The organism is Qipengyuania sp. B-5, from assembly GCF_056857815.1.
The window spans coordinates 29,841-55,569 of record NZ_JBSXNU010000054.1 but is presented as its reverse complement, the minus strand read 5'-3'; the positions used below and the strand labels follow the sequence as shown (position 1 = coordinate 55,569).

Here is a 25,729-nt window from a genome sequence, read left to right as displayed (position 1 = left end):
GGGGGTGCACCAGCTTCGCGCCCTCCCGATCCGCTGCCACACCTAACCAAATAGGTGACAAAGTCAAGAATTTAGCGGAGAAATAGGTTTTTCGGGAGGGCATGCCTACAGAAGCGTGCGGCAGTTACTCTCTCTCTGCCTCGGAGGTAGCTGGTGCGGCTCTATTCGAAACATTTATCTGTCGGCACTGCGGCGTTCATGTACTTCCGGCCTGACAGCAATCCTATGCTGGTCGCCACTAAGGTGCGTGCTTTTGATGACGCATGCTTTCAGGAAAAGCTACCTCGTCAGCTCTCACGCCAGTATCGCTCGAAAAATCTCTCAGTTAATTTTCAGTATTTTAACCGGTTGGAAAGTCCGAAGAACAATTAAGGCTCGCGTCGGAAAGCCTTGCTGTACGGTGGCAATAATGTCTCACGTTCAATCGAGAAAACTTCAGTTTCGAATAATGAGGATATTGGCTCTGGTGCTGGCACTCGTCGGACCGCTGACGGCGTCAGTGACCTATTCGAATTTTTTTCGAGAAGACGGCGTGGTAACTGAACTTCGCCAACTGGTTTTCCTGAGCATGGTGAGCCTGACGGTCATCGGCGGTGCACTGCTGCTCAGTTGGTCATTCGATCAGTGGCCGCGAATGGCCAGGCGAGGGGCGTTCGCAATAATTGCGTTGGCCATGGTTCTTGCTTTTTTGTTCATGACGATATTTGTCGCGAGCTATCTCTGAGCTTGGTGCCAGCGCGCTCTCGGAGTATCGCACTCGATACCAAAAAGGGCGGCGCCTTGCGGCACCGCCCCTCGGTGATCTCGCGAAACGAGATCGAAGCGTAAGCGCCCTTGCGGGCCTGATGCTTACTTGAGTTCGACGGTACCGCCGGCTGCTTCGATCTTGCCCTTGATTTCTTCGGCTTCAGCCTTGTTGACGCCTTCCTTGAGAGCCTTGGGCGCACCTTCGACGAGGGCCTTGGCTTCGGTGAGGCCCAGGCCGGTGATGGCGCGGACTTCCTTGATGACCTGGATCTTCTTGCCACCATCGCCGGTGAGAATGACGTCGAATTCGTCCTTCTCTTCGGCTGCGGCTTCACCAGCACCGCCACCGGCGGGGCCGGCAACGGCAACAGCAGCGGCGGCGCTTACGCCCCACTCTTCTTCAAGTGCCTTGGCAAGCTCGGCGGCTTCCATGACAGTCAGCTTCGACAGTTCTTCAACAAGCTTGGCGATATCGGCCATGATGTTTCACTCCAAATAAAAGGCCGGGGCGGGTATTGGAAAATGCCCCGATGAATATGTGTTCTATGCGAGAACCAGCTCTTATGCGGCTTCCTTGGCGCCATAGGCACCGAAGACGCGTGCGAGCATCGAGGTGGGTTCCTTGATCGTGCGGACAACCTTGGTTGCCGGCGCGTTGAGGAGGCCCACGATCGTGCCACGAAGTTCGTCGAGGCTGGGCATCGAGGCCAGCGACCTCACACCTGCTTCGTCGAGCTTCTGCGCGCCCATCGATCCGCCGACGATTTCGATCTTGTCGGTGGTCTTGGCGAACTCGACCACAGCCTTGGCTGCGGCGACCGGATCCTCGGAATAACCGAGGGCGGTCGGACCGGTCAGGAATTCGTCGATTCCCTCATAGTCCGTGTCCTTCAGGGCGAGCTTGGCGAGACGGTTCTTCGCAACCTGAAAGGACGCACCGGCTTCACGCATCTTCGTACGCAATTCGGTCGACTGGGCGACCGTAAGGCCCAGGTTGCGGGTCACGACGACCACGCCAGCCTGGTTGAAGACTTCGTTGAGCTGGGCGACCGCGTCGGTTTTCTGCGAACGATCCATGCCATACTCCTTCACTATGACCGGCCGGGACGAATCCCGGACGATCGGCTACGTTTGTCCATGGCGTCAAACGGCGGGGCCGAAGGTCGACACGGGCGGGTCCGTTGATGGGGAAGGAGTGCGCCACTTGGCGCGAAACGGCGGGCACAAGGCCAGCCGGAAATCTCTGTCCCCGTCTAGGCTGGAAATTAAGACCGGCAAATCCCGGTCACCAACTGTCTCGGACGGATGCAAAGGCGAAAATCGAAAGACCCGCCATTGCGTGGCGGGCCTTTAGCGATTTCGGTGCTCCGGTCAAGTCGAAGCTTGATGGGCGCTGCCTTTATTCGGCAGGATAGGCGGGATCGACTGGATCGTCGGCCATCGGTTCTTCGCCCGCGATCGGCTCCGCGGCCGGTTCGATCGGTTCGGGGGCAGGTTCCATATCGGATTGCAGCAGGCCGTCTTCGCCGGGTTCGTATTCCGGGCCGCGATCGGCTTCGGTCACATCGCTGCCGAGATCGGCCGTGTCGCTACCGTCGATGGGTTCGCCGCAGGCGGCGAGACCGGCGGCAAGGGCTAGCGGTATGGTGGCAGTCAGTCTGAGTTTCATGGCGGGCTTCTCCTCGTTGTCTTACCCACCAACGGGGGCTGGCAATCACCGTTCCGGCAGTATTGGTCGTGGGCTTTCCGAGCAGGAATGCGCATACGAAAAAGGCCCGGTCCGAAGACCGGGCCTCCCGTCAATTCCGTGCGCCGCTTACGCAGCCTTGCGGAAATTATTCGGCTGCCGGAGCTTCTTCGGCGACCGGAGCTTCTTCAGCCATCGGATCGGTCGCGGTTTCTTCGGTCACGGCTTCTTCGGTGGCCAGGGTTTCTTCAGCCATCGGTTCCACCGGAGCCGGTTCGACCACGGTGGTTTCTTCGACCGGAGCTTCTTCGGTTGCGGTTTCGCCGCAGGCGGCGAGGGTCAGCGCAACGGGAAGGGCGGCGACAAGAGCGATCTTCTTCATGGGGTTCTATTCCTATGCGCCATGATCGGCGCGGTCACAAAATAGCCATATTTGCGCGAGTCGGAAATAGGGAAAATGCACCGGACACGCGCCCGGCGCATTTTTCTCAGTTTCCGCCCTCGGTATAGGAGAGCAGGTCGCCCGGCTGGCACTCCAGTTCGCGGCAGATTGCTTCCAGTGTGGAGAAGCGGATCGCCTTGGCCTTGCCGGTTTTGAGGATCGAAAGGTTGGCGAGGGTGAGGCCGACCCGCTCCGCCAGTTCGGTGAGCGTCATGCGGCGGGCATGGAGCAGATCGTCGAGCCTGACCATGATATGGGTTCCTTCCCGCCCGGATGTCCTGGGGGCCATCACACGGTCCCCTCGAGGTCGTCGCGCATCGCGGCCCCGTGGCGGAACACGCGGGCGAGAATGAAGAGGATGATCACCAGCAGGATGCCGGTGAAATCGATATCGCCGTTAAATTCGACATTGGCGTTTTCGACCTCGTCGGCGAAACGGGCGAAATAGATCCCCAGTGCGGCTGCGGGGATCACGAGCAACTGCGTGGCGAGCATCAGCCAGCCCATGTGTTGCAGCCGCTCGGCATTGGCGGGCTGGAAGGGGTCGCCTTCGCCCACGGTCGAGATGATGCGGCGCAGCTTGCCGAAGAAAAAGAACAGCGCGGCCACGATCGCAAGACCGATCAGGAACAGGCCCATCAGGGCGGCGAGCGGGAAATCGACGATCGCGCCCTGCACCTCGGCGGCGAATTCGGCGGAAACCTCGTCCTGAAAGAAGAGCAGTGCCGGGATCAGGAACGCGAGTATGATGCCCCCGAATATCATCAGACCTTGCATGAAGAGGCATATGAACTTGCCTGCCAGCAGGAGGGGATCGTTCGGGTGATGGGTCATGGGAATTCTCCGACAGATACGGATCAGGCGAGGCGCGGCATTGCGACCGTCAGGCTTGCTGCCTGGCCGGGCGCCGTTGCGACGGCGTGGAGGCTGGCGAAGCTCAGGAGCATGGCGGCGAGGGCGGCCAGCGACGAACGGGTAGAGCGGGTCATTTATCGAACTGCTTGATGGTCAATATCGACAAACAATAAGACGAGCTAGAAATATTGTCAATCGGTAATATCGAAAAACAATATGTAGATTATCGAAAATCGAGATTTCCGTAAATCCGCCGATCTGGTGTTTGACAAAGGCGGGGCAGCTTCCTACATGCCCCCTCGACCGCACGCTTCGAGCGAGTCCGATTCATGCGCGGGGATCGGACACAGGATGGAAGCGGCGTTTCCATATCGCGACGCTTTTCATGAGCTGCAGCTGCCGCCGCTATTGGTGTGCATTCGCTGCGGCCTTTTTGCGTCTCGCGATACGGCTCTCACGCGCATGAGACATGAAATTACAGCTCCTGTCCGCGCGGGAGCACAGGCACATATCAAGAGGTAACTACCCCTTATGGCTACCAAGGCGAAGGCACCCCGCAGCACCGCGTCGGGCACTGCAAAGCGGCGTATCCGCAAGATCTTCGGCGACATCCACGAAGTCGTCGACATGCCCAACCTGATCGAAGTCCAGCGCGAGAGCTACGAACAGTTCCTGCGCTCTGACAAGGCCAGGGGCCATGTCTCGGGCCTCGAGAAGACGCTGCGCTCGGTCTTCCCGCTGCGCGACTTCGCCGGTACCGCCGAACTCGATTTCGTCCATTACGAACTCGAAGCGCCGAAATACGACACCACCGAATGCCGCCAGCGCGGCATCACCTATGCGGCCCCGATGAAGGTCACGCTGCGCCTGATCGTCTTCGAAGTCGACCAGGAAACCGAGACCCGCTCCGTGCTCGATATCAAGGAGCAGGACGTCTATATGGGCGACATGCCGCTGATGACGGACAACGGCACCTTCATCATCAACGGTACCGAGCGCGTCATCGTCTCGCAGATGCACCGTTCGCCGGGTGTGCTGTTCGATCACGATCGCGGCAAGACCCACAGCTCGGGCAAGCTTCTTTTCGCTGCCCGCATCATTCCGTATCGCGGTTCGTGGCTCGATTTCGAATTCGACGCGAAGGACGTGGTCAACGTACGTATCGACCGCAAGCGCAAGCTGCCGGTCACCGCGCTACTCTATGCGCTCGGCCTCGATAGCGAGGATATCCTCGATCACTTCTACGACAAGGTTACGTGGAAGCGCGCCAAGGATGGCTGGGAAATTCCCTTCGTCGCCGAAAACTGGCGCGGCCAGAAGCCGGCCTTCCCGCTGGTGGACGCCAAGACCGGCGAAGAAGTCTTCGCCGCCGGTCAGAAGATTTCGCCCCGCGCCGCCAACAAGGCAGCCAAGGACGGTCTGGAAACCCTGCTGCTGCCGACCGAGGAAGTGTTCGGCCGCTATGCCAGCGCCGATCTGATCGACGAAAGCACCGGCCGCATCTACATCGAAGCGGGCGACGAGGTCTCGGCTGAGAATCTCGAAGTGCTCGACAATGCAGGCGTCGACAGCCTCGAGCTGCTCGACATCGATCACATCACCACCGGTCCGTGGATCCGCAACACGATGAAGGTCGACAAGGCCGAGAACCGTGACGAGGGTCTGGAAGCGATCTACAAGGTCATGCGTCCCGGCGAGCCGCCGACCAAGGAAACCGCCGAAGCGCTGTTCGAAGGCCTGTTCTTCGATCCGGAGCGCTACGACCTTTCCGCCGTTGGCCGCGTCAAGCTCAACATGCGTCTCGATCTCGACGCGGAAGACACCGTGACCACGCTGCGCAAGGAAGACATCCTTGCCGTGGTTAAGGAACTGGTCGACCTGAAGGACGGCAAGGGCGAAGTCGACGACATCGACAACCTCGGCAACCGCCGCGTGCGTTCGGTCGGCGAACTGCTGGAAAATCAGTATCGCGTCGGCCTGCTCCGCATGGAGCGCGCGGTTAAGGAGCGCATGAGCTCGGTCGACGTATCGACCGTGATGCCGAACGACCTGATCAATGCGAAGCCCGCGGTCGCTGCGGTGCGCGAATTCTTCGGATCCAGCCAGCTTTCGCAGTTCATGGACCAGACCAACCCGCTGTCGGAAGTCACCCACAAGCGCCGCGTTTCGGCGCTTGGCCCGGGCGGTCTTACCCGCGAGCGCGCGGGTTTCGAAGTCCGCGACGTTCACCCGACGCACTATGGCCGCATCTGCCCGATCGAAACGCCCGAAGGCCCGAACATCGGTCTGATCAACTCGCTTTCCACCTTCGCACGCGTCAACAAGTACGGCTTCATCGAAACGCCGTATCGCAAGGTGAAGGACAACAAGGTCACCGACGAGGTCATCTACCTCTCGGCCATGGAAGAGCAGAAGCACACTGTCGCGCAGGCTTCGGCCGAGCTCGATGAAAATGGCGGCTTCGTGGAAGAGCTGGTCTCGGCGCGCCAGAACGGCGACAACCTTATGGCCCCGCGCGACACGATCACGTTGATGGACGTCAGCCCCAAACAGCTCGTTTCGGTTGCCGCATCGCTCATTCCGTTCCTGGAAAACGATGACGCCAACCGCGCGCTGATGGGTTCGAACATGCAGCGCCAGGCCGTTCCGCTGGTCAAGGCCGAAGCGCCCTGGGTCGGCACCGGCATGGAAGAAACCGTGGCGCGCGATTCGGGCGCTGCGATCACCGCCAAGCGCGGCGGCGTGGTCGACCAGGTCGACGCGACACGTATCGTGATCCGTGCGATCGGCGATGTCGAACCCGGCCAGTCGGGCGTCGACATCTACACGCTTCAGAAGTTCCAGCGCTCGAACCAGGACACCTGCATCAACCAGCGTCCGCTGGTGAAGGTGGGCGAAACGGTCGAGGCCGGGGACATCATCGCCGACGGTCCTTCGACCGATCTCGGCGAACTGGCGCTGGGCCGCAACAGCCTCGTCGCCTTCATGCCCTGGAACGGCTACAACTACGAGGATAGTATCCTCATCTCCGAGCGTATCGTGAAGGACGACGTCTTCACCTCGATCCACATCGAGGAATTCGAAGTCATGGCACGTGACACCAAGCTCGGGCCGGAAGACATCACCCGCGACATCCCGAACGTCGGCGAGGAAGCGCTGCGCAACCTCGACGAGGCGGGCATCGTCTACATCGGTGCCGAAGTGCACCCGGGTGACATCCTGGCAGGCAAGATCACGCCGAAGGGCGAAAGCCCGATGACGCCGGAAGAAAAGCTCCTACGCGCCATCTTCGGCGAAAAGGCCAGCGACGTGCGCGACACCTCGCTCCGCCTGCCGCCGGGCGTTGCCGGTACCGTTGTCGAGGTGCGCGTGTTCAACCGTCACGGTATCGAGATCGACGACCGTACCCGCGCCATCCAGAACGAGGAAATCGAACGCCTCCGCAAGGACGCCGCCGACGAACGCGCGATCCTCAACCGTGCGACCTACAACCGCCTGCGCGACATGCTTGTCGGCCAGACGGCTTCGGCAGCGCCCAAGGGCGTGAAGAAGGGTGTCGAGATCACGGAAGAACTGCTCGAAGGCATCGATCGTCACGAATGGTTCAAGTTCGCCGTTGCGGACGATAGCCGCCAGCAGCAGATCGAAGCGGTCAAGTCGCAGTACGACGAGAGCGTCAAGGTCATCGACGACAAGTTCGAAGACCGTAAGGAAAAGCTCGAGCGTGGCGATGAACTCGCTCCGGGCGTGCTCAAGATGGTCAAGGTCTTCGTCGCGGTGAAGCGCAAGCTGCAGCCGGGCGACAAGATGGCCGGCCGTCACGGGAACAAGGGTGTGATTTCGCGCATCCTGCCGATCGAGGACATGCCGTTCCTCGAAGACGGCACCCCGGTCGACATCGTGCTGAACCCGCTGGGCGTGCCTTCGCGCATGAACGTGGGACAGATCTTTGAAACGCATCTCGGCATGGCGGCCCGTAACCTGGGCCACCAGATCTCCGATGCGCTCGACGAGTGGCACAGGGCCAATCCGAACGCCGCCGAAGACTATTCCAAGGCCAAGCCTCCAGAGGCAGTCATGGAACGTCTGCAAGCCGTCTATGGCGATCGTTATGCCGAAGACCTGAAGTCGCGTTCGACCGAGGAAATCGTGGAACTCGCCGGAAACCTGCGTGCAGGCGTCCCGATGGGTACTCCGGTGTTCGACGGTGCCCGCGAAGGCGACGTTACCGTGGAACTGGAAAAGGCCGGTCTCGACGCAGACGGCCAGTCGATCCTGTTCGACGGACGCACCGGCGAAGCCTTCGACCGCAAGGTGACGGTGGGCATCATCTATATGCTCAAGCTGCACCACCTCGTGGACGACAAGATCCACGCCCGTTCGATCGGCCCCTACAGCCTCGTCACCCAGCAGCCGCTGGGCGGTAAGGCGCAGTTCGGCGGCCAGCGCTTCGGTGAGATGGAGGTCTGGGCGCTCCAGGCCTACGGTGCAGCCTACACGCTGCAGGAAATCCTCACCGTGAAGTCGGACGACGTGATCGGCCGTACCAAGGTCTACGAAGCCATCGTCAAGGGTGACGACACCTTCGAGGCGGGCATTCCGGAGAGCTTCAACGTGCTCGTCAAGGAAATGCGCAGCCTGGGCCTCAATGTCGAACTCAAGTCGCTGTCCGACGACGAGGACGACGACGGCCTCGCGATCGCGGCGGAGTAAGGGGGCCAACCACCCCTCCGCTTCCCGCCCTTTAGAATTACCCCGATAGGGAATTAAGTCATGAACGAACTGACCAAATTCACCAACCAGCTCGCGAAGCCCGAAACCTTCGATGAGATCCAGATCGGCATCGCCAGCCCCGAGCGTATCCGCTCGTGGTCCTTCGGCGAGATCAAGAAGCCCGAGACGATCAACTACCGCACGTTCAAGCCTGAGCGTGACGGCCTGTTCTGCGCGCGCATCTTCGGTCCGGTGAAGGATTACGAATGCCTGTGCGGCAAGTACAAGCGCATGAAGTACAAGGGCGTCGTCTGCGAAAAGTGCGGCGTCGAAGTCACCGTGACCAAGGTGCGCCGCGAGCGCATGGGCCACATCGAACTGGCCGCGCCGGTTGCGCACATCTGGTTCCTGAAGTCGCTGCCTTCGCGCATCGGCCTGCTGCTCGACATGCAGCTCAAGCAGCTCGAGCGTGTGCTTTACTTCGAAAGCTATATCGTCACCGAGCCGGGCCTCACCGCGCTCGAAAAGAACCAGCTGCTGACCGAGGATGAACTCCTCGAAGCGCAGGACGAATATGGCGAAGACGCCTTCTCCGCCTCGATCGGTGCGGAAGCCGTCAAGCACATGCTTATGGATCTCGATCTCGAGCAGGAAAAGGCGGATCTGCTGGAAGAGCTGGCGACCACCAAGTCCAAGCTCAAGCCCGCCAAGATCATCAAGCGCCTCAAGGTCGTCGAAAGCTTCATCGAATCGGGCAACCGTCCCGAATGGATGATCCTCGAAGTCGTGCCGGTCATTCCGCCCGAACTGCGCCCGCTGGTGCCGCTGGACGGTGGCCGCTTCGCGACGTCCGACTTGAACGACCTTTATCGCCGCGTCATCAATCGTAATAACCGCCTGAAGCGTCTGATGGAACTGCGCGCGCCGGACATTATCGTCCGTAACGAAAAGCGCATGTTGCAGGAAGCCGTCGACGCGCTGTTCGACAACGGCCGCCGCGGTCGCGTCATCACCGGCGCCAACAAGCGTCCGCTCAAGTCGCTCAGCGACATGCTCAAGGGCAAGCAGGGCCGCTTCCGTCAGAACCTGCTCGGCAAGCGTGTCGACTATTCGGGCCGTTCGGTCATCGTGACCGGACCCGAACTCAAGCTGCACCAGTGCGGTCTGCCCAAGAAGATGGCGCTCGAACTGTTCAAGCCGTTCATCTACGCCCGCCTCGACGCCAAGGGCCTGAGCATGACGCTCAAGCAGGCGAAGAAGTGGGTCGAGAAGGAGCGCAAGGAAGTCTGGGATATCCTCGACGAGGTGATCCGCGAGCACCCGGTTCTCCTGAACCGTGCACCGACGCTTCACCGCCTCGGCATCCAGGCGTTCGAACCGGTCCTGATCGAAGGTAAGGCGATCCAGCTTCACCCACTGGTCTGCGCCGCGTTCAACGCCGACTTCGACGGTGACCAGATGGCCGTGCACGTTCCGCTGAGCCTCGAGGCGCAGCTGGAAGCGCGCGTGCTCATGATGAGCACCAACAACATCCTCTCGCCCGCCAACGGCAAGCCGATCATCGTGCCTTCGCAGGACATGGTGCTGGGCCTCTACTACCTGTCGATGGAACGGCAGGAGAAGACGCCCGAGTTCGTCGAAGGCGAAAATGGGGAGAAGCACGAGAAGCTGCCGCTGTTCAGCGACATGGCCGAAGTGCATCAGGCGCTGGAAACCGAGACCGTCACGCTGCACTCGAAGATCATGGCCCGCGTCCCGCAGGCCAACGAGAACGGCAAGGTCGAGATGAAGCGCTTCGTCACCACGCCGGGCCGTATGCTGATCGGCGAGTGCATGCCGAAGAACCACAAGGTTCCCTTCGACATCGTCAACCGCCTGTTGACGAAGAAGGACATCGCCGACGTGATCGACGAGGTCTATCGTCACACCGGCCAGAAGGACACGGTGCTGTTTGCCGACGCCATCATGGTGCTGGGCTTCCGCCACGCGTTCAAGGCCGGTATCAGCTTCGGCAAGGACGACATGATCATCCCCGACTCCAAGGCGGGAATGGTTGAAGCCACCAAGGCCCTGGTTGCCGATTACGAGCAGCAGTACCAGGACGGCCTGATCACCCAGCAGGAAAAGTACAACAAGGTGATCGACGCGTGGAGCCAGTGCGGCGACCGTGTGGCCGACGCCATGATGGAAGAGATCCGCTCGCAGCCGATCGACAAGGACGGCAAGGAAGCGCAGATCAACTCGATCTACATGATGAGCCACTCCGGTGCGCGTGGTAGTCCCGCGCAGATGAAGCAGCTCGCCGGTATGCGCGGCCTGATGGCCAAGCCTTCGGGCGAGATCATCGAGAACCCGATCATCTCGAACTTCAAGGAAGGCCTAAACGTCCTCGAATACTTCAACTCCACCCACGGCGCCCGCAAGGGTCTCGCGGATACGGCGTTGAAGACGGCGAACTCGGGTTACCTGACCCGCCGCCTGGTCGACGTGTCGCAGGACTGCGTCATCGTCGAAGAGGACTGCAAGACCGAAAATGCGCTGGAAATGCGCGCCATCGTGCAGGGCGGTAGCGTGATCGCCTCGCTCGGCGAGCGTATTCTCGGGCGCACCACGGCGGAAGACATCGTCAACGCCGCTACCGGCGAAGTGATCGTCAAGGCCGGCACGCTGGTCGACGAACCGATGGTCAAGGCGATCGAAGAGGCCGAAACGCAGGTCGCCAAGATCCGTTCGCCGCTGGTCTGCGAAGCCAAGCAGGGCGTTTGTGCCACCTGCTACGGCCGTGACCTCGCTCGCGGTACGCCGGTGAACATCGGCGAGGCTGTCGGTGTGATCGCCGCCCAGTCGATCGGTGAACCCGGCACCCAGCTGACCATGCGTACCTTCCACATCGGCGGTGCCGCACAGCTCAACGAGACCTCGCATCTCGAAGCCGTGTCGGACGGCAAGGTCGAATATCGCGACATGCCGACCATCACCGACAAGAAGGGCCGCATCCTGTCGCTCGCCCGCAACGGCGAACTGGCAGTGATCGACAAGGAAGGCCGCGAGCGCGAAATCCACAAGGTGCCTTACGGTACCGTGCTGATGCACAAGGATGGCGCGAAGGTGAAGGAAGGCGATCGTCTGGCGGAATGGGATCCGTTCTCGCTGCCGATCATCACCGAAACCAGCGGTGTGGTCCGTTTCCAGGACCTCATCGACGGGACCTCGATGGAAGAGCGCGTCGACGATGCCACCGGTATCGCCCAGCGCGTGGTCACCGAAATCCGCACCGGCGGACGCGCCAAGAAGGACGATCTTCGTCCGCGCCTGACGCTGTTCAACGATGCCGGAGACGATAGCGAAGCCGCGCGCTACATGCTGGCGCCCGGTACTGCGCTTTCGGTCGAGGACGGGCAGGAAGTGCAGGCCGGCGACATCCTCGCCCGTGCCTCGCGTGAAGCCGCCAAGACCCGCGACATCACCGGTGGTCTGCCGCGCGTCGCCGAACTGTTCGAGGCCCGCGTGCCCAAGGACAATGCGATCATCGCCAAGATTTCGGGCAAGATCGAATTCGTTCGCGAATACAAGGCGAAGCGCAAGATCGCGATCGTTCCGGAGGAAGGTGATCCGGTAGAATACCTGATCCCCAAGACCAAGATCATCGACGTCCAGGAAGGCGACTTCGTCAAGAAGGGCGACACGCTGATCTCGGGCTCGCCGAACCCGCACGACATCCTCGATGTCCTCGGGATCGAGGCGCTGGCCGAATATCTGGTCGACGAAATCCAGGAAGTCTACCGACTGCAGGGCGTGAAGATCAACGACAAGCACATCGAGGTGATCGTTCGCCAGATGCTGCAGAAGGTCGAGATTACCGATGGCGGCGATACCGTGCTGCTGCCGGGCGAGCAGATCGATCTGGAAGAACTCAACGAGACCAATGCGAAGCTCGGCCGGAACAAGGAGCCTGCCAAGGGCACTCCGATCCTGCTCGGCATTACCAAGGCCTCGCTCCAGACGCGTTCGTTCATCTCGGCCGCCTCGTTCCAGGAAACGACCCGTGTGCTCACCCAGGCTTCGGTCGAGGGCAAGAAGGACACGCTGGTCGGTCTCAAGGAAAACGTCATCGTGGGCCGCCTCATCCCTGCCGGTACCGGTGCGGGCATGAACCGCATGCGCGTGACCGCCTCCAGCCGCGATGCTGCGCTGCGCGCACAGTGGAAGAAGGCCCAGGAAGCGATCATCGCGGCCAATACTGCCGAGGAAGAGCATGAAGCCGAGCTGGCACAGGGTCCTGAAGCGGCGATCGGCGACGATCCGCTGGCGGTCATGGAAGGCGAAGCCAACGGCACCGATGCAGATGCTGGCGAGTATCTCAACGAGGGGGCGAAGGACGGCGAATAAACCGGCCTTTTCACTCTGATCATTTGGCCCCGCCGGAGCGATCCGGCGGGGCTTTTTGTTCGTGCCTCAGGCTGCGCGGGGCTTCACCGGCCCTACTTGCGCTTGACCCAAGGTATGCAAGGCTGCACCATCGTTCCGCAGTCGGGATGGGGCTGTGCGACGCTTACTACCGGGGGAATGTCGTGTCGCGATACGAATACGTGACCGAATACCAGGGCGACAGGGGTCGTGTGCAGAACGCCGACCGCCTGCAACACCTGCTGCTATACCGGCGGCTTAAAAACTTCAGCTCCGGCGCCACGTTCTCTCTGCTCCCGGCTCTGGTTTCGATCTTTATTCTGCTGTGGACGTTCTGGAACAACGCGCCGCAACTGGTGATCGCCATTTGGGCGACATTACAGGTGCTGCAATTGTGCGTTTTTGTGGTGCTGTATCGCAGCCTCGACCTCGACGATGCTCCGTTCGAGGGAATGCGCCGGCAATGGCGCCGAATACTGATCCTGCAGGCGGTCGGTACGACGATCTGGTTCGTCATCTTTCCTTATTTGGCGCTTTACGCAGTGGGCCTCGAAACTGCCGTACTCGGGATCGTCGGCACTGCTGTCCTGTGCGGTACGCTTCTCGTCCACCGCACGGCCCCGCAAGCGTCGATTTTTCATACCCTGACCATGTCGGGCTCTCTGGCCGCCTCCGCATTCCTGGTCGCGTCCTGGAGCGCCTGGCCAACCATTCTTCTGATCGCGAGTTTCGCCATCGCCTTGCTTGCAGCCACCCGGCGGCAGGAAAGGTATTTCGTCGCGGCCGGAAAAGCCGAAATAGAGCGCCGCGAAAGCACCTCCGTCGTGCGCATGCTGCTCAACGATTACGAAGAACAGTCTTCCGACTGGTTGTGGACGATCGGCCCCCGCGGCAATCTCCGCGACGTGAGCGAACGCCTGGCCAAGGCCCTCGGCAGGGATAGCGGCCAGATCGAAGGGCTACCCTTCATCGATCTTTTTACCCCGGGGGAGGAACGCACCGCCCTTGCCACTCGCGTGAGCGAACGCAGCCCGTTCCGCGATCTTCTGGTGCGGCTGCGGGTGGACGGGGAATTGCACTACTGGCGGCTATCCGCCCGACCCCGGGAAGACGGCAGCATGAGCGGCGTGGCGCGCGACGTAACGGCGGATCGTCTCATAGAAGAGCGGGTCGCCTTCATGGCGCATTACGACAATCTGACTGGCCTCGCCAATCGCTACCTTTTCAACGAGCGGCTGCGAAGCCTGACGGGAGAGCAGAGTTCTTCAGGCTCGAGCATCGCCCTGTTCTATCTCGATCTCGACGATTTCAAGGCGGTGAACGATACGAGGGGACACCTCATTGGCGACCGGTTGCTCCGCGAGGTGGGTACCCGCCTCGAGCAGGAGGTGCGCAGCGAGGATCTGGTTGCGCGGTTGGGCGGAGACGAATTTGCCGTCCTTATCGAAACGCGGGCAGGGGACGGGCTGCTGATCGAACGCGCCCATCGCTTCCTGTCCGTGGTCCGTGCGCCTTATGAAATCGATGGCCACAGTTACCGCGTATCGACCAGCGTGGGAGTCGCACGATCCATAGACGGCGATTGCGACGCGGAAGAGCTCATGCGCCGCGCCGACCTTGCCCTATATGCCGCAAAGGAAAAGGGGCGTGACAATTTCGCCCTGTTCGAGCTTTCGCTCGATCGGATCGCGCGCCAGCGCCGGGAAATCGAGAGCGATCTTCGCGATGCGATCGCAGGCGGGCAGATGCGCATGCATTACCAGTCCATCGTCGATCTCGACACGGGCAGGACTACCGGCTTCGAAGCCCTGCTGCGCTGGTACCACCCGCATCGCGGCCTTATCCTGCCGAACGATTTCCTGCATGTGGCGGAAGAAACGGGCATGGTCCTGCAATTGGGCGAATGGGTGATCCGGCAGGCCCTTGCCGATGCCACGGCCATGCCGGGTGACTTCCGCATCGCGATCAACCTCTCCCCAACACAGGTGAAGAATCCCAATCTGGTCGCCACGGTCGCCCAGGCGATCCATGCGACCAATATTGCACCCGAGCGGATCGAACTCGAGATTACCGAGCACGTGCTCATGGATCAGGGAGATGCAGGCCGGAACACGCTGCTGCGCCTGCGCGAACTCGGCGTTCGCATCGCCCTCGACGATTTCGGAACCGGCTATTCCTCGCTCGGCTATCTGCGGCGCTTTCCGTTCGACCGGATCAAGATCGACAGAGGTTTCATTACCGATGTGGCGAATGATCTCGGTAGCCAGGCGATCGTGTCGACGATCACGCGGCTCGCAGACGCGCTGGGCATGGACACTACCGCCGAGGGCATCGAGGAGCGGGCGCAAATGGATCTGTTGCGCAAGCTCGGGGTGCAGGAGGCGCAGGGGTTCTTTATCTCGCATCCGGTTCCGCCGGAAGAAATCGGACAGCATGGCGGGGAATGCGATGCCCAGAAAGGTGCGCCCGATCCGGAACTCGGCCCGGAATTCGTTACTTATCGCAAGGGAAGGGCTGCGGTCGTGGCCCGCCGTGGGAGCGACGCCGCATGAGACTATTATTATTGCCAACTGCGCTCATCATCCTGCTGGGTGCATGCAGCCCGCAATCACCAGCGCAGCCTGGCGATGCGCAGTCATCCTCCGCACCTGGTGCAGGGGAAGTCCCGCAGGCCGTCGATCTGGCCGGATACTGGCGGGTCGCAGGCATCGACGGTGCCCCTTTCGAGGCGAGCTACGGAATCGCGCTATCGGCCGATGCACAGCGTATCTGGTGGGAGCCCGAATGTGCGCGCCAATATCGCGAATACAGCATTTCCGGCAGCAGATTTGTCGCGCCTGCCCGCAGCAATGACGGCGAAGTCGTATGCGAGATCGGATATCCGGAAGAGCTGCCGGAAATCTGGTCCGCCCTTGAGGCGGCCGATACGATCGAGCGCACACCGGAAAACGGTGTGCTGATTTCCGGAAACGACCGGAGCGTACTCCTCTTCTCGCAATAGTCTCCGGCTTGCGCTATCGGCGCGCTCCATGACCACGATCACCCGTTTCGCCCCGTCCCCGACCGGGCGTCTGCATGTCGGCAACATCCGCACCGCGCTGCACAACTGGCTGCTCGCGAAGAAGAGCGGTGGGCGATTCCTGCTACGCATCGACGATACCGACGCTTCGCGCAGCCGCGAGGAATATGTCGATGCGATCCGCGCCGATCTCGCATGGCTGGGTCTTGAGCCCGATGAGGAGGAACGCCAGTCGCAGCGGCTGGAGAAATACGAAGCGGCCTTTGCGGCGCTGAAGGAAGCCGGACGCGTCTATCCGGCCTATGAAACCGCACAGGAACTCGAACTCAAGCGCAAGATCCAGCTAGGGCGCGGCCTGCCGCCGATCTATGACCGCGCGTCGCTGGCCCTCACCGACGAACAGCGCGCGTCGAAAGAGACCGAGGGTATTGCGCCGCACTGGCGTTTCCGCCTCGACCACGAAGAACCGATTCACTGGGACGATGGCGTGCGCGGGCCGCAGAAGTTCGACGCGGCGCAGCTGTCCGACCCGGTTATCCGCCGCGCCGATGGCAGCTGGCTCTACATGCTACCGAGCGCGGTCGACGATCTCGACATGGGGGTCACCGATGTCCTTCGCGGGGAGGATCACGTTTCGAACACAGCGGTTCAAATTCAGATGTTTACCGCACTTATTGCTGCGCAATACCAGGCGCAGCAAATTCCCCGGTTTGCGCATGAGGCGCTGCTGGTCGGCAAGGAGGGCAAGCTGTCCAAGAGGCTGGGTTCACTCGGCTGCGATGCTTTTCGCGAGCGCGACATAGAACCGGAATCGCTCATCGCCTTATTGGCAAGGCTCGGCACATCGCAACCGGTCGAACCGATTGCCGAGCGCGGGCATCTCGTGGAGACATTCGACCTCGCCACCTTCGGCCGAGCGCCCGCCAAATTCGACGAAGACGAATTGCAGCGTCTCAACGCGGCCATCGTGCACCAGCTCGATTATGCGGATGTCGCGAGCCGGCTTCCCGATGGCATGGACGATGCCGGCTGGCATGCCATTCGCCCCAATCTTTCGCATGTGAACGAGGCGGCGGAATGGTGGCGGCTCGTCACCGGGCCGATCGAACAGCCCGAATTCACTGCCGAAGACCGCCAATTCCTCGCGGAAGCGGCAAGGCTGCTGGTATGGAGTGACACCCCTTGGGAAGATCTCACCGGTGTGCTCAAGCAGGAAACAGGCCGGAAGGGCAAACCGCTGTTTCTGCCCTTGCGACAGGCGCTGACCGGGATGGACCACGGCCCGGAAATGAAGGAGCTGCTCCCGCTCATCGGTGAAGGCGAAGCGCGCGCCCGGCTGGAGCGGGCCGCGAAAGCCTAGTCTGCCGATATATTCGCCTGCGGCCGATCGATGCTCCACGCCCCCGGACCCGCAAAGACAAGGTAGAGGAAGACGAAGCAATAGAGGATCGCCGCATCCCCGCCATTGTTGACGGGGAAGAAGTTCTGCGGTGCGTGCGCGTACCAATAAGCAACCGCCATGGTCCCCGAAGCGAGGAAAGCGGCGGGACGAGTGAACAGGCCGAGAGCAATCAGCGCGCCGGTGACGAGTTCAATAGCCCCTGCGTATGCCCCGAGGCTGTCGAACGCGAGGCCTGCTCCGGCCCTCTCCCCATCCGGAAAGCCCAGGAACTTCTGCGTGCCGTGGGCCATGAAGATCAGGCCTGAAACGATTCTGAGCAATGCCAGAGCATAGGGTGCCCGTCGCGCGATGCTGGCCAGGTCGAACATGGTTCTCTCTCCTGTCTGTAGTGCGAGCCGAGAATAGGCCGATTAACCGGAAACCCGAAGCTCGCACAGCGAGAAATCCGCGAACGGTCGGCAAGTATCTGACGAGGCAGGACATTGATTCAGAAGCGTGCCTTGCAAAGCCGGGACGCATGCTTCTGAATCATTCCTCACGCCCGTCCAGTTCGTCGCCGCTGATAGTGACGACATGAAGCAGGTTGGTGGAGCCAGGGGTGCCGAATGGCACGCCTGCCAGAGCAATGAGTTTGGATCCGGCGCTTCCGAAACCGTGGCGCAGCGCCATGCGCTTGCCCTTGGCGATCATCTCTTCGAAGCTGCCGATGTCCTTGGTCGCCACGGCATGCGCGCCCCACAGCAGGCCGAGACGGCGGGCGGTAGTCATGCTGGGGGTGAGGACCAGCATGGGCACGCTCGGGCGCTCACGCGCGACGCGGCGCGCGGTTGATCCGCTGCCGGTGAAGACCGTGATCGCTTCTATGGTCACGGTATCGGCCACGGTCATGCAGGCATGCGCCAGCGCATCGGCCGTCGTCCGGTCGGGCGGCGTGTCGAGAAAGCGCACGCGGGCGAGATAGGCCTCGTCGCCTTCTACCTGCTTTGCGATACGGTGCATGATGGTGACCGCTTCCTCGGGCCAGTCCCCTGCGGCGGTTTCCGCCGACAGCATCACCGCGTCGGCGCCGTCGTAAACCGCATTGGCGACATCGGAGACTTCCGCGCGCGTCGGGGCTGGGCTTTCGATCATGCTTTCCAGCATCTGTGTGGCCACAATCACCGGCTTGCCCGCTGTGCGCGCCTTGTTGACAATCTGCTTCTGCAGCGGCGGGACTTCCTGCGGCTCCAGTTCGACGCCCAGATCTCCGCGCGCGACCATGATGCCGTCGCTCATCTCGATGATCTCGTCGAGACGGCGCACCGCCATCGGCTTTTCGATCTTGGCGCAGAGCGAACCCTTGCCGCCCATCAGCCGCCGCGCCTCGGCAAGGTCTTCGGGGCGCTGCACGAAGCTGAGCCCGACCCAGTCGACCCCCTGGCTCATGGCGAAGGCGAGGTCCTTGCGGTCCTTGTCGGTCATGGCGGGGATCGGGATTTCGGCATCGGGCACATTGACGCCCTTGCGGTCGGATATCACGCCGCCGACCTCTGCCGAACAGAGGATTTCGTTCTCGTCGGCGCGGATCACCTTCAGGCGAATCTTGCCGTCGTTGATCAACAGGCGCTGCCCTTTGTCGAGCAGGCCGAACAGCTCGGGATGCGGCAGCTCGACGCGTGTTTCATCGCCGGGCTCGGGATTGCGGTCGAGCGTGAAATGGCCTGAGTGGCGGATGACTGTCTGACCGTCCTTGAACTTGCCCACGCGCAGCTTGGGGCCCTGCAAATCGGCGAGGATCGCGATCGGGCGGTGGAATTCCTTTTCGAGTCTGCGGATCGCCTTGATCGTCTGCTCGTGATCGGCATGTTCGCCATGGCTCATATTGACGCGGAAGGCGTCCACCCCGGCCTTGAACAGGCGGGCGAGCATTTCGGGAGAACGGCTGGCGGGGCCGACTGTGGCGAGGATCTTGACCTTGCGGCCCCGGGGATCGAGCTTTTGCATAAGCACCGCCTATGGCAGAGCCACATGGCAACTCAAGGACAAGTAACAGATGGATACGAATACAGATCCGCTCGATCAGCTCGACGATGCCGTAGCGGCACAGGCTTTCCGGCGGTTGGTGCGGCACCTGCGCCATCGCCATGATGCGCAGAACATCGACCTGATGGGGCTCGCCGGTTTCTGCCGCAACTGCCTCGCCGACTGGATACGCGATGCCGGTTTCGAAGGCGACAGGCTGGCGGCGCGTGAACTCATCCACGGCATGCCGCAGGCGGAATGGAAGGAAACGCGCCAGACGCCCGCGACAGACGAGCAGATTGCCCGTATGGAAGCGAGCATTGCGAAAAATCGCGTGGACTAGCGAGTCGCCACCTTCACCCCGCGCGGAGCGATGGCTATCGCACCGCCAACCGATTCTCATTTCACTGGAGTTCCCACGAAAATGGCCGAAGCCACCGACGACCGCCTGCGCCTGCTGATCGAGCGTATCGAACGCCTCGAGGAAGAAAAGAAGGGCATCGCAGACGATATTCGCGATGTATATGCCGAGGCCAAGGCGGTCGGCTATTAAGCGACCCCATTTCGCGTGATTCACTAATGATTTTATTCAGTTAGCCGCGTCGCATGTGATCTATTGGTGTGACGCGAGGTATTAAGGAGAATTCTTGAATGGCTGATGCGATAGGCGGACAAGGCACAAACACGGGCGACGAACTGCGTCTCCTCATCGAGCGGGCCGAGCGGCTTGAAGAAGAAAAAAAGGGTATCGCGGACGACATCCGAGATGTGATGGCGGAAGCAAAGGCACGCGGCTTTGATACAAAGGCAATCCGGACGATTCTGAAAATCAGGAAGAAAAAGAAGGAAGAATACCAGGAGGAGGAAGCAATCCTGGAAACCTATATGGCAGCACTGGGTATGATTTAGCGGTTTATTGCCTGATCTAATATCTCGATCAGGGTTTCGTACTCCTCCATCGGAATGACATGCTGACCGGAAGTGGTCTTGAGCCGCTTCCCGTCAGTTTCAAGACCGAAGTGCCGAAGTTGATCGTTGTCTTGCAGCCTGTTTTTAAGAGAGATCATTGCCGGAACTAATTGAGCGCTGTTCGATGCGCTGCTTTCTTGGCGGGGCTTCGCATCGCATGATTCTAGGTTGTCAAGGTCGACGGTGGGGTTAGCTTTGGCAACGGAATTTTTCAGTATTGAAAATCTGCGCTTAGCCAGAGAGCCGCTGGCAATTTCCTGTCTTATTAGCTGCCGATCTTCCTCATGCTTTAGCTGAGAAACGATTTCTTCGATCTGTCTTTGACGGTTTGACCTGCGCCGACTCCCCGCGCTCTTCTGCGCGTCCCGCATTGCAGAAAGGTAACGACTTGCGGGACCGCCTCGACGCAGAGTTTCTGCTCTTGGACCCGTCCATTCGGAGTTCGTAATCCCATTGATAATGTCGTTTTGGTATCGCAGCTTGATATAGGCGTCGACCGCCTTCGAGTTTAAAGAAGACCGACCTTCCCTGAACTTCCCTTCGGACATTCTGAGCTTCCGGGACAGCTTCGCGGCTTCTCCGCTCAGAATCGCTTCACACGCTTTTACAGTGCGTTCCAAAGTGGCAATGGGCCTCGGATCTTCGTACCTTTCCACTTCAGAGATCGCGTCGAGCAATGTCTCGCGGATTTGGGAATGGTGTGCCGCGTCGACCCGCGAATATAGGAATGCCAAGGCGTCCTCTCTTGAGTCACTGATGTTCGGCATCAATCCAAGTTTTTCGGGGGCGGCAATTGCCCAGATGACGGAATATCGTTCGCGCTGAGAGCGTCCCGTAGCTCTGGAATTTCCTCGATCAGCATTGTGCCTTCGATCAAGGCGTCAAGTTCCTCAAAGCGGCAATGTGTTACGAGTAGCTCGCCAAAGAGATCGAGAGCCTTCTTGGAGGTTTCAGGTTTTAGCTTGAAGAAAAAGGCGCCAACATCATTAGCCTGAGCAATGCGATGAAGTACTTGGTCTCTGAAGAGAATGACATCCGGTGGAAGCTCTAAGGCCGAATGAACCATGTCGGCATCTTGTGAGAGCCGTTGCGCTAACTCAAATTCGTGAACCTCGCGTAGGCGCGCTTCCGCCCTAGGGGTTACGAGACTTTTCTCCGGCATTTCCGCATTCAGATCCGCCTGCAATCCAGCCGAAACTTCGAGTTTGCGTTGGCTTTCGTGAATGGTTCGTATCTCAAGCGCCCACTCTTCATATAGGTGATCGCGGAGTTCCTGCTCTTGTCGCACGCTCGAACGCAAATGAGCCTGAAGCGTCCCGGGTTTTCCGGAGGCGGTTTCATTTGAGTCATGCGACCATATCGAGGTTCTCTCTGGCTGCATAGTAATTGGCTTCGGCCTCGGCGGGCGGGATATGCCCGATAGGGCCGAACAGCCGGTGATTGTTGAACCAGTCGACCCAGCGCAGGGTTGCCATTTCCACAGCCGATACGCTCGGCCATGATCGCTGTCGCCAGATGACCTCGGCCTTGTAGAGCCCGTTGATCGTCTCGGCCAAGGCGTTGTCGTAGCTGTCGCCAACACTGCCCACCGACGGAACGAGGTTGGCCTCAGCCAGGCGCTGGGTGTAGTTCATGGCCAGATATTGCACGCCCCTGTCACTGTGATGGATCAGGCCGTCATCGGGCCCGGGCCTGCGCGCATGGATCGCCTGCTCGAGGGCATCCAGCACGAAGTTCGCTGTGGCGCTGGTGCTAACCTTCCAGCCCACGATCCTGCGGGCGTAGGCATCGATCACGAAGGCGACGTAGACGAACCCCGCCCAGGTATGCACGTAGGTAAAGTCGACCACCCACAGAGCATTGGGCCGACTGACGCGGAACTCGCGATTGACCTTGTCGAGCGGGCATGGCGTCTTCGGATTGCTGACGGTGGTGACCGTTGTCTTGCCGCGCCGCACGCCTGCCAGCCCCATGGTCCGCATCAGCCGTTCCACGGTACACTTGGCTACCGCGATGCCCTCGCGGCGCAGCTGGTGCCAGACCTTGCGTGAGCCGTAGAGGCCAAAGCTGTTCTCGTGGACACGCTTGATGTCTTCCTTGAGTTCGTCATCGCGTCGCACACGGGCCGGACGCCTGCCGGGATCGGCAAGACGGACGGCATGCTCGTGGTAGGAGGATGGGGCGACCGCCAGTTCGCGGCAGATCGGCTCGATACCCAGTTCCTCGCGGTGAGCGTCGATAAACGACATCACCATTTGCCGTGGCGGTCGAGCTCCGCCTGGGCAAAATATGCGGACGCCTTGCGCAGGATCTCGTTGGCCCGGCGCAACTCCTTCACTTCGCGTTCCAGCGCCTTGACCCGGTCCCGGTCGCTGGCGGCCTGCGCCGCTGGTCCCGCTCGTCGGCCAGCCTCCTCACGGCACCAGCGGCGCAAGGTCTCGGTCGTGCAGCCGACCTTCCCGGCAATCGAGGACATCGCCGCCCACTCCGACGGGTAATCCCCCCGGTGCTCCTCCACCATCCGCACCGCGCGATCGCGAAACTCAGGCGAAAACTTGTTCCTTGTAGCGCTCATCGTAGCTCCTTCTCACAAATAGGAGCCTCCGGAAAACCCGGGACGCTTCAGTTGCGTTCGCCTTCCTCTCCGAGGAGGTACCGGGTATTCAGAGTGTCAACGACGGCACCTTCGACGACCTGTTCAAGCAAAGTGACGATAGCGGATGTATGAATGCACCTTCCATCGTCGAAACGGTTCTTGCGATCGTTGGTCACAATTCCGAACAGAAGATGCGTGCCGGGGTAGTCAGGCAAAGGAAGAACGATCCAGTCGTGCAAGACGGCATCGTACCGTCGTTCAGATGCTGCTGGCGCAAGAGTGGGTCCCGAGGTTCTCATTGCGCACGCTCACACCACATCGCGATGGTGTTAAGTAGTAAGCTCGCGACGGGTCCTCTCATCGGTAGCGCTCGCTAAGCAAGTACCGAGCGACATCTTCGAGGTCCTTGCGATTTCCGCTGGTCATCAGGGACATCGCACACTTGCCTCCAAATAGCGGAGCTCGATTAGGCGCACGCACCCAATCTTTCGATCTCTGATGGTTAAGTAGGATCACCAGCGATGCATAAATCGAGAGGACACAGCCGATACCTTCCAAAACGTCTTCAGGTAGCGAAACCTCATCGCCGGCTCGTGCGCGATCGATCCAATCCTGCAGTATCTCTTCGTTGTCGACTCCGAGGAGCAAGCGTTGCTCGCTACCGCTCATGTCCCAATGCGCTGCGATATTGGCGAAAGCATGAAGGCAAGCGCTGTTTCTTAATGTCAAATTTGCGTTGGCAGGGAGCGTCGAGGCACGATCAGCAGTTCCCAAAAGAACTACTCGTTACTATCGGCTAGAAGACCACATCGGGGACATGGCGATTGCACGAAAAGGCTATTCCAAAATTCGCCTGAGGTGTTCGACGCAGGCAATCGGCGCCGCTCCATCGCAATCTCCGAGAGGCCGGAGAGGAGTTCAAGTGTGTCGGGAAAGCCGCCGTATAGGAAGTCAAAGGGAACATAACCGGTTTTGCGTTCAAGCTCCTCGTCATAGAATAGCCAAGAACGCGCAGGCTCTTCGCCACCGAGCATTTCTTCCAAGTTCATCACCAGACGTCTGAACAACACAATTCGATGGTGCTCATGCTGAGTGATTTCGTTTGGATCAGCCATGTAGCGAGGTCGACCGAGGATATTATCGTAAGCCTCCTGACCGCCATCATATCGTTGCAGGTAATATATTAGCCATTCCCGCAGGTCCTGGTCTCCTTCGGGAGGCGATGCAGCGTCTTGGTTTTTCAGCATAGCGAACCTGATTGCGGACCCCGTGTATTTAGCAGGTTTGTGGGATATGTAAAGCCGGGGACATGAAAGGCCGTGGACGTAACGTCGTCCACCAATCATCAGGCTTCAGTGTTTGAGGAAAAACTCAAAAAAGTAGGCTCGAATATCCGACGAGTTCGGGAAGAACGAGGATTCACGCAGGAAGCGTTTGCTCAAGAGTTTGGGATAGATCGAGCATACTACGGCCGAATTGAGCGCGGCCTAGTCAACTTATCGGCGAAGACCATATTCATGCTCGCTCAGGCACTGGAAACAAGTCCAGACCAGCTTTTTGCGGACGTTTGATGGAAAGAGGGGGCGGATGAGAACTCGCTGTTCGGTTATAATCGGGCGCGCGTAGGAGATGGCCCATCGCTACGCGACGGGTCCGTCGACTGTATTGTGAGGTTGTGCCAGGGCAGGGCCAGCGATGCGCTCGATCGAAAAGCTCCTCGCTGTCCCTGCCTTCAAATTCTGTAGTTCAGCTCGGCATAGATCACACTTTGGTAGGGGTCGATTTGGCTACGACACCAAGATCATGCGCCAGATCATCAAGTTGCGTAAAATGAAGCCCGACGAGCGCAGCGAACAGGAAACCATCCTCGACACCTACAAGGCCGCACTCGGCATGGGTTGAGCCGCTGTTGCGACGGGCGAAGGAACACGTAGTCGCCACAGGTGGTTGATCGGGTGAAAGGAATTCACCCATGTCCACCGAAACCGTCGACACTGCATTCGTCGAAGAAACCTCGGAAGAACCCCGGATGCCGGGGTCGGAAACGGACCTGGATCGCAAGCCGAAATGGCAGCCGCGCTATCCGGGGTCGGGGCGGCTGAAAGGCAAGGTCGCGATCGTGACGGGCGGCGACAGCGGCATCGGCCGCGCGACCGCCGTTCTTTTTGCGCGTGAGGGCGCCAAGGTCGCGATCGCCTATCTCGAGGAAAGCGAAGACGCGAAAATCACCGCCGAGGCGGTCGAGAAAGAGGGCAGCGAGGCACTGCTCCACGAAAGCGATCTCGGCTGTCCCGACAGCTGCAAGCTATTGGTCGACCGGGTGATTGACAAATGGGGCCGGCTCGACGTGCTCGTCAACAATGCGGGCGAGCAGCATCCAGACGATGACATTACCGATATCACCGTCGAGCAGCTCCAGCGTACCTTCCAGACCAACATCTTCTCGATGTTCTACCTGACACAGGCTGCGCGCCCGCATCTCAAGAAGGGTGCGGCGATCGTGAATTGCACGAGCGTGACCATGTACAAGGGCTCGGGTGGATTGCTCGACTACAGTGCGACGAAGGGCGCTATCACTGCTTTCACGCGTTCGCTGTCGGAGAATCTCGTCGGGGACGGAATTCGCGTGAACGCGGTCGCTCCCGGTCCGATCTGGACGCCGCTCAATCCGATGGGCGGCCAGCCGCCGGAAGAGATGGACGACTTCGGACAGGATACCCCCATGGGCCGACCCGGCGAGCCGAACGAGGTCGCGCCCGCCTTCCTTTTCCTCGCCTGCGAGGACAGTTCCTATATGTCGGGCCAGGTGCTGCATCCGAACGGCGGTATCATCGTCAACGGTTGACCCGGACGGCAGCCGTTCTATCTAGGCAATACAGTCTAGTGTAGGA

Annotated in this window: 25 protein-coding genes, 2 pseudogenes and 1 other annotated feature; of the genes and pseudogenes, 12 read left to right on the top strand and 15 right to left on the bottom strand. The window is 60.3% G+C overall.

Translation table 11 applies throughout. From position 1 onward, the window contains the following. Positions 1-466: 466 nt before the first annotated feature. The gene (locus AC13CE_RS13895) at positions 467-724 is read left to right on the top strand and encodes a hypothetical protein (protein ID WP_482972725.1); all 258 of its coding nucleotides are present in this window, start codon (positions 467-469) and stop codon (positions 722-724) included. Between the two features lie 125 nt (positions 725-849). On the opposite strand, the gene rplL is transcribed toward AC13CE_RS13895, so the two are convergent. The 7 genes from rplL to AC13CE_RS13860 form a co-directional block, all read right to left on the bottom strand. After that, the gene (rplL, locus tag AC13CE_RS13890; protein WP_221541234.1) at positions 850-1,227 is read right to left on the bottom strand and encodes a 50S ribosomal protein L7/L12; all 378 of its coding nucleotides are present in this window, start codon (positions 1,225-1,227) and stop codon (positions 850-852) included. Between the two features lie 81 nt (positions 1,228-1,308). Then, positions 1,309-1,824 carry a 50S ribosomal protein L10 gene (rplJ, locus tag AC13CE_RS13885; RefSeq protein WP_221541233.1) on the bottom strand — a complete coding sequence of 172 codons (516 nt, stop codon included), beginning with the start codon at positions 1,822-1,824 and terminating at the stop codon, positions 1,309-1,311. Positions 1,825-2,146: 322 nt separating this feature from the next. After that, positions 2,147-2,416 (bottom strand): hypothetical protein, encoded by a 270-nt coding sequence (locus AC13CE_RS13880; RefSeq protein ID WP_482972724.1) that lies wholly within the window; start codon positions 2,414-2,416, stop codon positions 2,147-2,149. Between the two features lie 166 nt (positions 2,417-2,582). After that, positions 2,583-2,816 carry a hypothetical protein gene (locus AC13CE_RS13875; protein WP_221541231.1) on the bottom strand — a complete coding sequence of 78 codons (234 nt, stop codon included), beginning with the start codon at positions 2,814-2,816 and terminating at the stop codon, positions 2,583-2,585. A 106-nt stretch (positions 2,817-2,922) separates the two neighbouring features. After that, positions 2,923-3,126 (bottom strand): helix-turn-helix domain-containing protein, encoded by a 204-nt coding sequence (locus tag AC13CE_RS13870; RefSeq protein ID WP_482972723.1) that lies wholly within the window; start codon positions 3,124-3,126, stop codon positions 2,923-2,925. A 38-nt stretch (positions 3,127-3,164) separates the two neighbouring features. Beyond that, positions 3,165-3,710: a DUF2975 domain-containing protein gene (locus tag AC13CE_RS13865; RefSeq protein WP_482972722.1), complete on the bottom strand. Its 546-nt coding sequence runs from the start codon at positions 3,708-3,710 to the stop codon at positions 3,165-3,167. Positions 3,711-3,733: 23 nt separating this feature from the next. Next, entirely contained in the window at positions 3,734-3,865 is a 132-nt protein-coding gene (locus AC13CE_RS13860) for a hypothetical protein (RefSeq protein WP_482972721.1), read from the bottom strand. A gap of 397 nt (positions 3,866-4,262) precedes the next feature. On the opposite strand from AC13CE_RS13860, the gene rpoB reads away from it, so the two are divergent. The 5 genes from rpoB (at position 4,263) to gltX (ending at position 17,230) form a co-directional block, all read left to right on the top strand. After that, on the top strand, positions 4,263-8,444 hold the full coding sequence (rpoB, locus tag AC13CE_RS13855; RefSeq protein WP_221541228.1) for a DNA-directed RNA polymerase subunit beta: 4,182 nt from the start codon (positions 4,263-4,265) through the stop codon (positions 8,442-8,444). Positions 8,445-8,504: 60 nt separating this feature from the next. Next, complete coding sequence (rpoC, locus tag AC13CE_RS13850) at positions 8,505-12,833, top strand: DNA-directed RNA polymerase subunit beta' (protein WP_482972720.1); 4,329 nt, start codon at positions 8,505-8,507, stop codon at positions 12,831-12,833. Positions 12,834-13,015: 182 nt separating this feature from the next. Further along, entirely contained in the window at positions 13,016-15,403 is a 2,388-nt protein-coding gene (locus tag AC13CE_RS13845) for a putative bifunctional diguanylate cyclase/phosphodiesterase (RefSeq protein ID WP_482972719.1), read from the top strand. Further along, on the top strand, positions 15,400-15,852 hold the full coding sequence (locus tag AC13CE_RS13840) for a hypothetical protein (RefSeq protein ID WP_473822351.1): 453 nt from the start codon (positions 15,400-15,402) through the stop codon (positions 15,850-15,852). Before AC13CE_RS13845 ends, AC13CE_RS13840 begins: the two co-directional genes overlap by 4 nt. 28 nt (positions 15,853-15,880) lie before the next feature. Beyond that, the gene (gltX, locus tag AC13CE_RS13835) at positions 15,881-17,230 is read left to right on the top strand and encodes a glutamate--tRNA ligase (protein WP_482972718.1); all 1,350 of its coding nucleotides are present in this window, start codon (positions 15,881-15,883) and stop codon (positions 17,228-17,230) included. Here the strand turns inward: gltX and AC13CE_RS13830 are convergent. Beyond that, on the bottom strand, positions 17,227-17,640 hold the full coding sequence (locus AC13CE_RS13830) for a DoxX family protein (RefSeq protein ID WP_482972717.1): 414 nt from the start codon (positions 17,638-17,640) through the stop codon (positions 17,227-17,229). The two genes, gltX and AC13CE_RS13830, sit on opposite strands and share 4 nt — an antisense overlap. Positions 17,641-17,800: 160 nt before the next feature. Next, positions 17,801-19,255: a pyruvate kinase gene (gene pyk, locus AC13CE_RS13825; RefSeq protein WP_482972716.1), complete on the bottom strand. Its 1,455-nt coding sequence runs from the start codon at positions 19,253-19,255 to the stop codon at positions 17,801-17,803. 49 nt (positions 19,256-19,304) lie between these two features. On the opposite strand from pyk, the gene AC13CE_RS13820 reads away from it, so the two are divergent. From AC13CE_RS13820 to AC13CE_RS13810, 3 genes and pseudogenes are all read left to right on the top strand, one after another. Further along, complete coding sequence (locus AC13CE_RS13820; protein WP_473822535.1) at positions 19,305-19,616, top strand: DUF1244 domain-containing protein; 312 nt, start codon at positions 19,305-19,307, stop codon at positions 19,614-19,616. A gap of 81 nt (positions 19,617-19,697) precedes the next feature. Next, positions 19,698-19,823: pseudogene (locus tag AC13CE_RS13815) on the top strand (GapR family DNA-binding domain-containing protein); the annotation flags it as partial. Positions 19,824-19,924: 101 nt separating this feature from the next. Then, entirely contained in the window at positions 19,925-20,182 is a 258-nt protein-coding gene (locus AC13CE_RS13810; RefSeq protein WP_473822534.1) for a DUF2312 domain-containing protein, read from the top strand. On the opposite strand, the gene AC13CE_RS13805 is transcribed toward AC13CE_RS13810, so the two are convergent. The 6 genes from AC13CE_RS13805 to AC13CE_RS13780 form a co-directional block, all read right to left on the bottom strand. Then, positions 20,179-20,919: a hypothetical protein gene (locus AC13CE_RS13805; RefSeq protein WP_482972715.1), complete on the bottom strand. Its 741-nt coding sequence runs from the start codon at positions 20,917-20,919 to the stop codon at positions 20,179-20,181. The two genes, AC13CE_RS13810 and AC13CE_RS13805, sit on opposite strands and share 4 nt — an antisense overlap. 89 nt (positions 20,920-21,008) lie before the next feature. Continuing rightward, the gene (locus tag AC13CE_RS13800; protein WP_482972714.1) at positions 21,009-21,530 is read right to left on the bottom strand and encodes a hypothetical protein; all 522 of its coding nucleotides are present in this window, start codon (positions 21,528-21,530) and stop codon (positions 21,009-21,011) included. Positions 21,531-21,588: 58 nt separating this feature from the next. Beyond that, positions 21,589-22,817, bottom strand: a protein-coding gene (locus AC13CE_RS13795) for an IS3 family transposase (protein WP_482972713.1) whose coding sequence is annotated in 2 segments (ribosomal slippage) — positions 21,589-22,529 and positions 22,529-22,817 — 1,230 coding nt in all. Because the reading frame shifts where the segments join, the coding sequence is not laid out codon by codon here. Continuing rightward, positions 22,422-22,536: a sequence feature (AL1L pseudoknot), on the bottom strand. (Overlaps the previous gene by 115 nt.) Before the next feature lie 47 nt (positions 22,818-22,864). Then, complete coding sequence (locus AC13CE_RS13790) at positions 22,865-23,077, bottom strand: hypothetical protein (protein ID WP_482972712.1); 213 nt, start codon at positions 23,075-23,077, stop codon at positions 22,865-22,867. Between the two features lie 118 nt (positions 23,078-23,195). Next, on the bottom strand, positions 23,196-23,612 hold the full coding sequence (locus AC13CE_RS13785) for an antitoxin Xre/MbcA/ParS toxin-binding domain-containing protein (RefSeq protein WP_482972711.1): 417 nt from the start codon (positions 23,610-23,612) through the stop codon (positions 23,196-23,198). A 5-nt stretch (positions 23,613-23,617) separates the two neighbouring features. Continuing rightward, complete coding sequence (locus AC13CE_RS13780) at positions 23,618-24,085, bottom strand: hypothetical protein (protein ID WP_482972710.1); 468 nt, start codon at positions 24,083-24,085, stop codon at positions 23,618-23,620. Between the two features lie 72 nt (positions 24,086-24,157). Between AC13CE_RS13780 and AC13CE_RS13775 the strand changes: the two genes are divergently transcribed. The 3 genes and pseudogenes from AC13CE_RS13775 (at position 24,158) to AC13CE_RS13765 (ending at position 25,683) form a co-directional block, all read left to right on the top strand. After that, on the top strand, positions 24,158-24,409 hold the full coding sequence (locus AC13CE_RS13775; RefSeq protein ID WP_482972709.1) for a helix-turn-helix domain-containing protein: 252 nt from the start codon (positions 24,158-24,160) through the stop codon (positions 24,407-24,409). A gap of 214 nt (positions 24,410-24,623) precedes the next feature. Continuing rightward, positions 24,624-24,740: pseudogene (locus AC13CE_RS13770) on the top strand (DUF2312 domain-containing protein); the annotation flags it as partial. 70 nt (positions 24,741-24,810) lie between these two features. Beyond that, complete coding sequence (locus AC13CE_RS13765; protein WP_482972708.1) at positions 24,811-25,683, top strand: SDR family oxidoreductase; 873 nt, start codon at positions 24,811-24,813, stop codon at positions 25,681-25,683. Positions 25,684-25,729: the final 46 nt, after the last annotated feature.